Origin of the sequence: Paenibacillus vulneris (genome assembly GCF_039543185.1) — a bacterium.
In the GTDB taxonomy this organism is placed as follows: domain Bacteria; phylum Bacillota; class Bacilli; order Paenibacillales; family NBRC-103111; genus Paenibacillus_S; species Paenibacillus_S vulneris.
On sequence record NZ_BAABJG010000055.1, the window covers coordinates 256,198 to 268,127 of the forward strand.

The following is an 11,930-nucleotide window of genomic DNA, read 5'->3' on the forward strand; positions in this document are numbered from 1 at the left end:
CTTCCCCCGTTCCTTCTCTATCTTTTCCCGTTTTGCCGGAAACGCAATGCGTTTTGTAACACCAGTGCGATGACCCATGACGGGTTCCATTTGTTGCTGTGCCCTCGATGATTCCAGTTGGTTTGAAAAAATCCTTCCCCCTGCTCGCCCACGACGGTAAAGTTCCAATCCCCAGGTTCCCTGCATATGCCCTGTCCCATGGCGCTGAAGATCATTTGTCCCAACCGCTCGTACATCGGCTTGCCGGATCGTTGACCGAACCGATGAAATTCATAAGTTGGGAAGAAGACGTCCAGATGATGATTTTGCACGCTCACCCCGGGCCAACCGACGGCACTGAACCCTTCCTCTCTGAACTTCGAGCCTTTATCGTAGGCCGGATTCCACAGGTAGACATAAGTCAGCAGCCAATCTGCCGATAACTCTGCCCATTCTTCGTAGTGCTCCTTGCCTGTCATTGCCCATAATTCATAAGCGGCCAGGAAGAAGTACATTCCCGCTTCCTTGTCCTCACACTTCGCGTCCAGGGTTGAACGCGCAAATGGCCTTTCGAACGTCCTGGCATGCAGGTCGTAATAGGTTTGCATCATGGCTTCGGCCTGTTCCAAATATTCGGTATCACCGGTTACAAGACAGGCTTTCACGATGGCGATCAAGCATGGCAAGCCTGCCGCAGTGATCATCTCATCTACTGGACTTCCGTCCATATGCCATGCCGCCGGGATGATGCCTGAAGGAAGTGTTCCTCCGGCGATAAAATCGCTCATTTCCTTTAACGCCTCTACCCAAGCTGCCGGAACTTCCCTGCCATGCTCCTTGAACAAAAGGATAATATCGGCCAGGTCGGCCGCCGTTTCGCCATAGGCTCTGCTGGACATAACAGGCTGCTGATTCCAGCTGAAATCATCCCATACTCCTTCCATGAGGCGATACGAGCTGTGTCTCACGCCGGAGACGTCCGTACGGCTCCCGTCAACGTAAAAGTTCACAGCCTGCACGCAGCGAGAGATCCTCTCCACCTGATCATGGTCAAAGCCTAGCCGGGCGTCGCACCATGCCAGCTTCAAGCATTGTCCTGTCCAGCCGTACATATAATGGAGAGGATGCTTGGAAACGTTGCCAAAGGAGTTGGAATCGGTGAACTTAATGTACCCCGCCGCTCCTTGTTCGTTTGTCCTCCATCTATCATCCAGCGCATGCGTCTTCAGCTCTATCATCTGTTCGGCTGAAATCGGCATTTCACCGATCGGATCGAATAGCTGTAATCCTGTATGCACCACTTTGCGGAATGCCCTCCCGGGATGGTCGACCTCTCCCCAATCCAGCGCGTACTCTTTTTCCAGAATAAAGCCCGGCGCAAAATCCAGATACCCGCCGTCGTACGGCTTTGTTTTGTTTTTGCCTACATAGACGATATCCTTATCCCCATTGAACATGAGCACACCGGACATGGCTGCTATCACGAGCCGCAGATCCTCCTGAATCACTCCGAGAGAACCGTAATGTACGGTGCCGTCGGATGCCTCCACATAGGCCGGCATTGAATAGAGGGATAAGTATCTCTGCTTACCGTATTCGTTGCCCCATTCCACATTCACGCTAGGGATCGGCAGCCGATGCTCCTCGCAAATGAAGCCTTTGCCAGGCCCTACACCGAGCCTGGGAACCACGCGGTCCGGATCTGACGAAGGATTGTTATTATAGATCATGTGAGGAATCGTAACCATTTCCTTGCTTCTTCTTTCCATGGGAAGCAGCAGACCTACGGCAGCCTCCTGCAGCGCCTGCTCGGTAAGATTAGCCCACTGAACCTTCAAGGTCAGAACTTGATGCCCATTGAAAGCCAATACCAGCGTAACCCCAAGCGCTTCCAGCCTGCCTTGAATGCGGATCGACTCGCTGTCTGCCGCAATGTGCAGGTCCGCTAGCCGGGTACAATTCGTATGCCACGGTCTTCCGACCGAATAGCTCAGCATTTCATCCAGATCTCCGGTAAAATGAGGAGATTGCTCCCACGCGCTTCTTAGCTTTAGCTTGATGACATTCTGATCCTCCACAATTTCCGCTTGCTTACTTTGATCCGAGCTGACTATGACATACCGTTTCATGCACCCGTTCCCCCTCCTTCAGTTCCTTCCAATATCGATAACAGCAGCCGGTCCAAGGTCGGATTGAATCCCACTCGCCCCGCCAAAGGCAGGCAGACGAAGTAGATCTGACCCTTGCCTACTTTCTTCACCCCCACAAGGGGCAGCTTCCGCTTGCCGGTCGGGTCCCCATTGGCATGATAGGCAAACACGAGGGGCTCCAATTCATCTCCTAACAGATGACAATTCGCTATAAAGTCAATTTGGTCGTTTTTCAGATGATAGAAATAGGAGAAATCGTCCGGTTTGGCCGATCGCAAGCATGGCGCTTCACTTTGAATGGCCAGAGTATACGTTTCCTTCAGCTTGGCGGTTTTCACTTCCATGCCGTCCATTTCCCATACAGGGCTATCCGTGCTGGATGCCGGTCTTCCCAGAATGAACATGGCCGTAGCCCCTTGCTTCACTTTATCCTGGATGGAGGACCGATGTCGTAAAAAGGCATCCCTGTTTGATACGATAATGGAATTCATACTTGTATCGGCCGGATTATAGGCGATTCCATCAATCTCCAGCAGCGAGCATAAAAGCTCGGACTCCGCATCGGCGAACGCGGCTTTCACCAGCTTCTCCTGATGCTTTGGAAAACGCTTCCTCTTGGCAAAAGCCTCAAAAGCGAATCTCTCCGAATTCAGCTCGCTGCCCTCCCCATCCAGCAGGCAAGCATCCAGGTAAAAGGTCTGCCTGTCTTCAACGGCAGGTACCGAGAATCGGACCGTACCTGCGTACCGGGAGGATGTCTCGTGAAGGACACCGTTCATTTCGAAGCTTCCGTAATCCCTTGTCTCGTCCCTCAGTGTCGCGATAATGCGTACGTTATCGTATGTCTTGGCCTTGTCGTTCAGCAGCCATGCCTCTACCTCCATCGTTTCTCCCTCGTATACCTTCCATCGGTCGGAGCGCAAGTGGACACGAACCGGTTCCAAACACTGTTTGTAGGTAAAATAAGCAGGCTTAGGTATCCGATCCGCACCGACCAGCGCTTTCATCCACCCGGCGGGCCACGCGTCGATCAACAAATGAATAGCAGTAGAAACAACAAGATCGGTCCTTCTGCGCCAGGCATCCGTCATCAGCTTGGTTGCCAGGCATTGGTGCTGCTGGCTGGCTTGAATCCAACCCTCCAGGTTTTGCTGCTCCGCATACCAATCTCCGTGCATGTTGAAGGTTTGGGCCCCTTTGATAGCGCTCGGCATCCATCGTTCATTAACGTCCTTTGGAACCCACTCCTTCGGATAACGGGTCATCATCAGTTGGGCGTTGTCCAGCCCTTCGGTTCCATACTCGCCGCAGCCCGCTTTCCAGCCCTCCCGGATCGGAGGCAGAAATCCTTTGTGCAGTTTGCCTAAGGAAATGCCATTGTTTGTATACCACATCGTGTAGCAATGAAAATCCGGAAGTCCCTCTCGGGTAGGAGGATTATAATCGCCATCGGCGTTTTTAACGACCCGGTCCGGATTTTCGACATAGATCGCTTGCCTTGCGGCAACGAAAAAGGCTTCCAGCTCATTTCGATGCAAATGACGGTGCCCCTTGCGTCTTTTTTCCGTACGGGAAGGCTCATTGATCAACGACACCATTACGGACGAAGGATGACTTCGGATCAACCGTTCCATTTCCGCGGCTTGCCGGACTCCCTCAACAAATTGATTGCGGCGAATAAAGCCGAATGTCGGCAGATCACATTGATGCATCATGCCCAGCATGTCGAAGTAATCGTAGATTTCTTCCTGAACCGGTCTCTGGGTAATGCGGTAAAAATTCATATTCGCGGCTTTGGCAATCAGAATATCGTCAATCAGCTGCTCAAAGTTATTCTGCATCACGCATTGCTGCAAATGACCCATTTCGTTAGCGCCACGCAGCACCACCGGCTGATTATTCAGATATAGTGTTCCTTTCGGGGTCTGCTGTTCATCCATATGGAACTTCCGCATGCCGAATGTGCAGTCCTTGCTGTCGACGCAGGCGGATTCTTTTTTTACTTCCACACGAGCTATGTATAAGAACGGAGTATCCGGCTCCCAAAGACGAAATGAAGGAAAGTCCACCTTGTAGCGGAAATAATTCATTCCGGGTCCCGCATAGGCCACTTGGAATGGGATCGTGCCAATCCCTTGAGCTGCAAAGTTTTTCGGGATAATCTCCAGCTGCAATTCAAAGTTTTCCATAAGCTGATTCGTCGTATTATTAGCATCGATCCACACTTCAATGTAAGCTTCATCGATGTTGGGACGTATAAATATATCTTGTATAAAAAGGTCGTTGCGCTGCTCCAAGTACACTGCATTATAGATACCTGCGCCAGGCGGACAATGATTCCAGCCGGTATACGGATCGTCCCACCCGGGACCCGTAGCCGCATACATTTTATCGCCGTCAAGCCTCGTGCCGCCTACCCCCATCATGGGATAATCGTTATGAACCTCCACTACGAGAACGTTGTTGTCCTGCAGCGCATCCGTCACATCAAACTCAAATGGAGCGAAAAAACCTTCATGACTGCCAAGGCATTTGCGGTTGAGATAAACCGTCGCTTTGTAATCGACTCCTTTAAACACAAGATAGACTCTTTTCCCGTCACGTGCCGGAGTGTAGGTAAATTCATGGCGGTAAAATCCGGTCCACCTGCCGTTCTCTCCTGTAGGTCCGCGGAAATCAGGAACCGTGACCGTCTCCCATTCGCCAAGTCCTTCCAGCACGCGCGAAAAATCCGCATCCTCTGCCGTCTGATATCGGAATTGAAACCGGCTGCAGGACTGTATAGGACGGTTCAAGCTGGGGGCCGGGGCCAAATTTCGCATATAAGGCCGATATTTCATTCGAAGCAGCTGCAGCTCATGCTGAAATACGGAAACGAGCGTATCGTAGGACAGGACGGTGACTTCCTTCGCCGTATCCGTACTTTGGGCAAAATAAGTTTTCTCGTAGGCAACAGGAGGAATTTCTCGCAGCTCATCTTTATTACCGGGATGTTCGCGGAAAGCGATTTCCGCAAACGGATCCAGATGCTTGGTCTGATCCAAATGACTTTCCTCCTTAAAGTTTTGCGGCAGCAAAACTAACTTCGTAAGCCTTTGCTTAGAGTTTTGCGAAGCAAAACTAACTTCGTAAGCCTTTGCTTTGAGTTTTGCGAAGCAAAACTAACTTCGTAAGCCTTTGCTTAAAGTTTTGCGGTAGCAAAACTAACTTCGTAAGCCTTTGCTTTGAGTTTTGCGAAGCAAAACTAACTTCGTAAGCTGAATTCACAGAGAACCCTGGAAGGGTGAAAAATGCCTTGGTACCCGGTGGGGTACCTCCTTCCGGCCGCTGTTGTTATCAGGAAATTTTTAAATTTATCCGTGTTATAGGGGTAATTTCCTGATAACAAAGGCGGACACTTCGTTCCTCCAGGAGATACCCCACCTTTCACCTGTGCATTTTTCGTATATCAAACTCAAGAGTCGTCCCTTGACTATTACCGGGGTACATTCTCACCTCTGTCGAACCAAACCGCTGCATCCAGCAGCCGGCTTCTCCCAGGAAAGGCTCTACCGTCTCTCGGACGCTATCCCCAAGAAAATCATTCGTTACAATCCACTGGCCGAAGCCCCTAGCACCGCTACTTTTTATGTTATTCGGGCTGTTCTCAGGCAGCAGCCATTCGGCAATAACGACAACACTTCCTTCCTCGGCCCGTTGGATGACCGCCTGTAACGTATCATTAGATAAGCTGGAGCCGCCGACCATAATCAGCTTCGGTTGTCCTAACTGCTCTATCTTTACTTGATCGTCATAGACCAGAACATTGGACACCGGGTAAAAAAGTGGATGCACCGGCTGTCTGCCGCTGCCTGTATAGCCTTCCTCCAAAGGAAACCGGTCCAGGGACACATTCCGCTTTAATTCATGCCTCGGAAAATCGTACCCCGGAATGTGCATGCAGCTGCCATGTGCCGGTATCGCCCCTCTGCTAAGCAAATGCCAGATGTGAAACACACTTTCACTATGCGGACAGCTTTGCTTGCCAAGAGCACGATTGCCGAACATCCTTTCGTTTTGCCCATAATTGCTGTCGTCGGAATGAATGACTACGATATCTGCATCCGCTTGCAAATGATGCCAGGCTAACGGGTTTTCCGGAACGAATTGGCGAACGAATTGCTTCCAAACCTCGCCGAAGGCCGTCGTTCGAAAGCCGTTCGATGTATTTTGCATGAGAACATCTATATTTTCCGTAAACAGATGGGATGGCCCCATCCAATAGCTCATTTTTAAAGCGGAGTCGAATTCCTCCGGAGAATGACCCGGGAATCCGGGAAATCGGGTGAACCATGCTCCAGTATCAGGACCCCACAGGTCGGCACAGATCCACAACGATCGGTTGTATTGCTTGGCTGCTCCCAATGCCGTAGAAAGCTGAAGTGACTGGAAGGATTCCTTCATGACCTTCGGGCAAAGATCCATCCCTGCCTTCGCGTAGGTATGAAAGCTGGTAGGAAATACATGCTCGGAAATCAGCGGCATAGAGGTTCGGGCGTACCCTGAACGCTCCATCAAGTTGCTGACGTGTTGAACTCTGTCATTAACTGCCTGCTCGACCTTGGTACGCGATTCTTTCAGGCTTAAGCCGTCAGTATCACCCCAATGCGGATACCATCCGTCCTTCCGATATTGAGCGGCATTTATCTGCAAATGCTCCGGTTCGTCATACAGCAATCCGATACAACGACCCGATCGGCCAGCCTCTAGAATGGCATCATCCGGGAGGTCATACCGATTTGTTCCTTCGACCCATGGCCCGTTAATGTTGCCGTATTCATTACCGATGCAGATATCCATCCCGGCTTCAACCATGTCTTGCAACAGCCGGGTGTAGCCATCTCCTTGCGGAAATGCATGATGAACATAAAAATCCGCCTCGAGCTCCTGCAGCATGCTGATAAAGGTTTCGGGATCCGGCCTGTTATCCTGCGAAGGACATATGCTGCCGGTTCCCGTCCGCATAATAAGGTCCGAAGCTTCCCCGGCCCAGCTATCCTGCCATGCGACGACAGGACCTTGTATGCCTAATCTGGGTTTATGTACCATAGGACGGACCCGCTTCTCCGGAGGCTTCCGCTTGACCGAAAGCTTCATGAATTAGCCTCAAGCATTCCCCGATCTCTTCCGGCTTGGCATGCTCCAGTATTAAAGGTACCTCCGGCAAGTGAGCGTTAAGCAGCTCCGCATATATTCTCCAATCCGCTTGACCGGCTCCCACACGAGGGGTTGTAAAGCCCTCCTCATCATACAAGCTGTCCTTCGCATGAGCTATTGGGGAATAGCCGGCAATATTGCTGAATATTCCTGCCATCGCTTCCTGCTGCCGCGTCAAATCTTCCTCTGTCAAATAATTGAACGGGTCCATAATCATTCCCAGTCCATCGGTGCCGAGACGCCCTAACATTCGAGAGGCTTGCTCTGCCGAAGCCAGCACATTGAGAGCAAAGCCTTCCAGCAGCAGGACAGCTCCGTTAGCCGCCGCCCGATTTCTTAACCGGTCCACAATGCTCACCAGCTGCTCCCAGGCCTCCTCGGACCGGTTCCCCTCATAATCCCGCCAAGCGTTCGTCGGGTGAAGACTTCCCGTTTCCGTTGCGATATACCGCGTGCCGTAGGCGGAGCACAGATCTATCATTCGCTCCAGCTGAATTAGCTTCTCTTCTCTTTTCTGCAGATTCGGATTCATCAAATTGGTATATCCGGACAACCCGACGACAGATATGCCATTGTCTTCAAAAATTTTGCGGATTTTTTCGACACGCACCAGCGAAAACGGCTCGTCATCCATCACCTGAAATTTCTGCTTGGGATCAAGCTGCACGTACTTTAATCCATGCTTGCGCGCATCCTCCGCCATCGCTTCCGCCGACCAGCCCATATAGACATAACTCATAAAACCGAGTTTATTCATTAAATATCGCTCCCCTTAAGCAAGTCGGTTCTCTCTACTACGCAGCCCTCCTGGCTGGAAATAACCATCCCCGTCGTCATGGCAATCGTCTGCAGGTTATCCTCCGCCGTAACCGGCGGGCGTTCTCCTTGCTCCAAAGCCGTGATGAACGCGAGCATGGAGCCTGCGAACGCATCCGGAAACCAGGTTCCTTTCAGCTTGATCTCGTGTACCACGTTCTTATGCTTGTTGATGGCCATATACAGCGTATCCTGTGTGCACCAGAGACTTCCCTCCGTACCGTCCACCCACCATGTATTGCTGTGGGAACGGCTTGCTTTGGCAATATTGTTAAAATGAAGCGAAGCCATAAACGGGTTTCTGCCGCCTTTTGGTCCGAATTCCACGTTGGCCGAGTAGATAAGCGGGTCTATGGCATTTTGCTGATTGAGCTGCGCCGTCGTACAATGTACGCGAGACCATTCCTGCGGATACGGGTTAAAATATCGGCATAAATCTACATAATGAACGCCATGGTCGACAATATTGAAGTTTTTCATCTTCGTCCACCACCAGCCGGCCTGATCCTGAAAGGAACGCATATAATGATGAATGCTGTAGATTTCTCCGATAAGATCTTGATCGATCACGTGCTTCAAAGCTTTATGCGCCGGGGCCCAGCGCGCCTGCTGATTCACTCCGAGAGTGATCCCGAGCCGGTTCGCCTCGTTGCAGAGCAGCATGGCATGGTCCAGATCCAGCGCTAACGGCTTCTGACATAATACGGGTCTAGGTGCCTTGCTGATTTGCTTCAGAACCTCCAGACGGGGTGCCGGATGGATGGCCAAATCAATAACGGCGACCTCATCCATTTCCAGCAGCTCATTCACGTCGGTCGTCCAGCGCGGAATGCCGAATTTCTCCGCTGTCGTACGGGCAGCCTCTTCGCTGACGTCGCAGCATGCAGCTACATGGAGCCCGAATTTGCTGTAGGCGGGCAGGTGAGCCGTATTGGCAATACTGCCGCATCCGATGATGCCGATTCCATATTTCTTCAAATCTGATATATGCGATTTTTTGGGCGTGTAATCTTCTGGTCTAATAAATTCCATGGTTTTCACCTCTCGATTTTTACTTTACACCAGTTCAAAAAAACATATATAGGTTGTTTCTGCTTACTTTTGGGGCGGATTGAAGCAAAGAGGCCCTCTGGGTGGGTAGCCACTAATTTGTTGAGAAAATAATAAAATATGAATAACGCTCTGGTCCCCCGGTGGGGTATCCCCCTCCGGCCGCTGTTGTTCTTGGGAAATTATTGATTATATTCTTTTTAGCGGATAATTCCCAATAACAAAGGCGGTCGCTAACGCTCCTACAGGAGATACCCCACCTATTACCTTTCGCGTTTTTTGGTATAGAAAGTTTCCCAACAAACAAAAAGACCACCGAAAAAGATGGCCTCTTTGCTATAGTTAAATGACTAAGCTTGCTTAGTTTGGGATAATTCCGGCAGCTTCTGGGCTTTAACCACATAGGTTGAACCTTCAAGCACATCGAACTCAATCACGTATCCTGAGATACGGGTATCCACGACCTTGCCGTTCGTCTCTACCGAGAAGGAGGAATTGGCTTGCTGGCTGACGATCCGGCAGACGTTATTTCTCGTTGCTTTAATGACGCAATAAGTCAGCGCGCCATCCTCCCATTCCATGCCGATTTCGAAGCCGCCCCGTGCGCGAAAGCCGGAAACCTTGCCGCTGCTCCACGCTTCAGGCAATGCGGGCAGCAGCGTGATTTCTCCACGGTGCGATTGCAGCAGCATTTCGGCGATCCCCGCCGTTCCGCCAAAATTACCGTCGATCTGGAATGGCGGATGATTATCGAATAAATTAGGCAATGTCGATTGCGAGAGCAGCATTCTCAGATGCTCGTAAGCCTGCTCCGCATCCTCCAATCTGGCGTAAAAATTCAGTATCCATGCGCGGCTCCACCCCGTATGGCCGCCTCCGTTCTCCAGCCTGCGCTCCAGCGTGCGCCTAGCTGCCTGCGCCCATTCCGGCGTATGGCGAACATGGATGAGCTCTCCCGGATGAAGCGCGAACAAATGCGAGATATGACGATGACCCGGATGAACCTCTTCCCAATCCTCCACCCACTCCTGCAGCTGCCCATATTTGCCGATCTGCGGCTTTGGCAGCTTGCTCAGCGCGATTTCCCACTGCGTGCGAATCGCCTCATCCATATGCAATATTTGCGATGCGTCCACGCAGGCCTGGAACAAGGTATATACAATCTGAGTATCCATGGACGGACCAATGGATAAGCAGCCGACACTGCCGTCGGAGCCGATATATTTATTTTCAGGTGAAGTGGACGGCCCTGTAACCAATCGCCCTTGTTTATCCTCAAACATATAATCAAGGAAAAACTCCGCCGCCTCCCGCATGACTGGGTAAGCGCGTTCACGCAAAAACGTTTCATCCAGACCATAGCGGAAATGCTCCCACAAATGCAGAGACAGCCAAGCCGCTCCCATCGGCCATATAGAGCCCGGCATAAAATTGCCCTCGATTTGGGTTGCACCCCACATATCGGTATTATGGTGCGCCACAATGCCTTTGCAGCCATATACCTTTTGAGCGGTTATCCGCCCATTAGGCCGCATACGATCAATCAAATCGAACAGCGGCTCGTGACATTCAGCCAAATTGCACACCTCGGCAGGCCAGTAATTCATCTCGGTGTTAATGTTAATGGTGTATTTGCTTTCCCATGGCGGCGTAAAGCTCTCATTCCATATGCCCTGCAAATTGGCAGGGTTTGACCCCGGACGAGAGCTTGCCATCAACAGGTAACGGCCAAACTGAAAATACAGGGAAATGAGCGCCGGGTCATCACCGCCGTCTTTAAAACGCTGAAGACGGGCATCCGTAGGAAGGGAAGCGGTTTCAACAGAAGTGCCCTGATGGCCCAATTCGAGACTGACCCTCCTCATTTTGGAAATATGGTCCTCCAGATGATCCTGCTTTACCTTCTCATAGCCTTTCGCAGCGGCCTTCTCCAGCTGCTGAATGCATTCTCCAAGCGGATCTTCACAGCGGAATGTCGTCCCCGCCGCCAAGTATATCGTTACGGCATTGGCCTTGTTAACCGAGAGGAAATCGCCGATGATGCTGACGGTCCCGCCTTCGGCCACGGCTTTCACCGCTGCACACAGCGTCACCCCGTCCCTGCCGCATTCCCCACGCATAACGAGCGTATCCTTGCCGAAGCGATGCGAGCCCTCGTCGAACGGTCTGCGGCTCAAATTCATCCTTAAATTCAAGGTAGACGGGCGATCGCAGGATACACGAATCACGATGACCTGGTCGACCGCACTGCTGAACAGCTCCCTCACGTGGCGGACATCATTCAAGCTATAGCATACATGGGCAATTCCTTCTTCAATGTCCAGATCTCGGTAATAATTGGAGATCATCTTTTTCTCGCCGTCATGGTACAGATGAAGCTCTCCCAACGGCTGGTAAGGGTGAAGCGATTTGGGAATCGACATCATTCCCATTTGCGCCAATTCCTCCGCTTCCACATGCTTCCCCTGCATTAACAGGCGGCGGACCTCCGGCAAATATTTGCGTCCGTCCGGATTATTGCCGTTGACCGGTCCGCCATACCAGACAGAATCTTCGTTCAGCTGAAGCCGTTCCGTATTCACTTTGCCGAATATCATCGCCCCAAGCCTTCCATTGCCGATAGGAAGTGCATCAGTCCAGGCTCTGGCCGGCTTTTCATACCACAATTTCATATTCGAGTTCGATTTGTTCATGGATACCATGTCATCGCTCCTTCTGGGTCCTGTTTCAGGCTTTTCC

General features: G+C 51.3%; 6 protein-coding genes. All 6 read right to left on the reverse strand.

From position 1 onward, the window contains the following. Nucleotides 1-17: 17 nt before the first annotated feature. The 6 genes from ABEA66_RS33860 to ABEA66_RS33885 all read right to left on the reverse strand — a co-directional run bounded on the left by ABEA66_RS33860 (nucleotide 18) and on the right by ABEA66_RS33885 (nucleotide 11,893). On the reverse strand, nucleotides 18-2,108 hold the full coding sequence (locus ABEA66_RS33860) for a hypothetical protein (RefSeq protein ID WP_345594606.1): 2,091 nt from the start codon (nucleotides 2,106-2,108) through the stop codon (nucleotides 18-20). Further along, nucleotides 2,105-5,173, reverse strand: coding sequence for a glycoside hydrolase family 2 protein (locus ABEA66_RS33865; protein WP_345594608.1), 3,069 nt, complete (start codon nucleotides 5,171-5,173; stop codon nucleotides 2,105-2,107). Before ABEA66_RS33865 ends, ABEA66_RS33860 begins: the two co-directional genes overlap by 4 nt. Before the next feature lie 382 nt (nucleotides 5,174-5,555). Beyond that, nucleotides 5,556-7,265, reverse strand: coding sequence for a hypothetical protein (locus tag ABEA66_RS33870; RefSeq protein ID WP_345594610.1), 1,710 nt, complete (start codon nucleotides 7,263-7,265; stop codon nucleotides 5,556-5,558). Next, complete coding sequence (locus tag ABEA66_RS33875) at nucleotides 7,207-8,082, reverse strand: sugar phosphate isomerase/epimerase family protein (RefSeq protein WP_345594612.1); 876 nt, start codon at nucleotides 8,080-8,082, stop codon at nucleotides 7,207-7,209. The genes ABEA66_RS33870 and ABEA66_RS33875 overlap by 59 nt, the downstream gene beginning before the upstream one ends. After that, nucleotides 8,082-9,173: a Gfo/Idh/MocA family protein gene (locus ABEA66_RS33880; RefSeq protein ID WP_345594614.1), complete on the reverse strand. Its 1,092-nt coding sequence runs from the start codon at nucleotides 9,171-9,173 to the stop codon at nucleotides 8,082-8,084. Before ABEA66_RS33880 ends, ABEA66_RS33875 begins: the two co-directional genes overlap by 1 nt. 368 nt (nucleotides 9,174-9,541) lie before the next feature. Continuing rightward, the gene (locus ABEA66_RS33885) at nucleotides 9,542-11,893 is read right to left on the reverse strand and encodes a glycoside hydrolase family 95 protein (RefSeq protein WP_345594616.1); all 2,352 of its coding nucleotides are present in this window, start codon (nucleotides 11,891-11,893) and stop codon (nucleotides 9,542-9,544) included. Nucleotides 11,894-11,930: the final 37 nt, after the last annotated feature.

Coding starts and splice junctions, on each gene's coding strand:
- ABEA66_RS33860 (WP_345594606.1), bottom strand. CDS start 2,108: ATGAAACGGTATGTCATAGTCAGCTCGGATCAAAGTAAGCAAGCGGAA.
- ABEA66_RS33870 (WP_345594610.1), bottom strand. CDS start 7,265: ATGAAGCTTTCGGTCAAGCGGAAGCCTCCGGAGAAGCGGGTCCGTCCT.
- ABEA66_RS33875 (WP_345594612.1), bottom strand. CDS start 8,082: ATGAATAAACTCGGTTTTATGAGTTATGTCTATATGGGCTGGTCGGCG.
- ABEA66_RS33880 (WP_345594614.1), bottom strand. CDS start 9,173: ATGGAATTTATTAGACCAGAAGATTACACGCCCAAAAAATCGCATATA.
- ABEA66_RS33885 (WP_345594616.1), bottom strand. CDS start 11,893: ATGGTATCCATGAACAAATCGAACTCGAATATGAAATTGTGGTATGAA.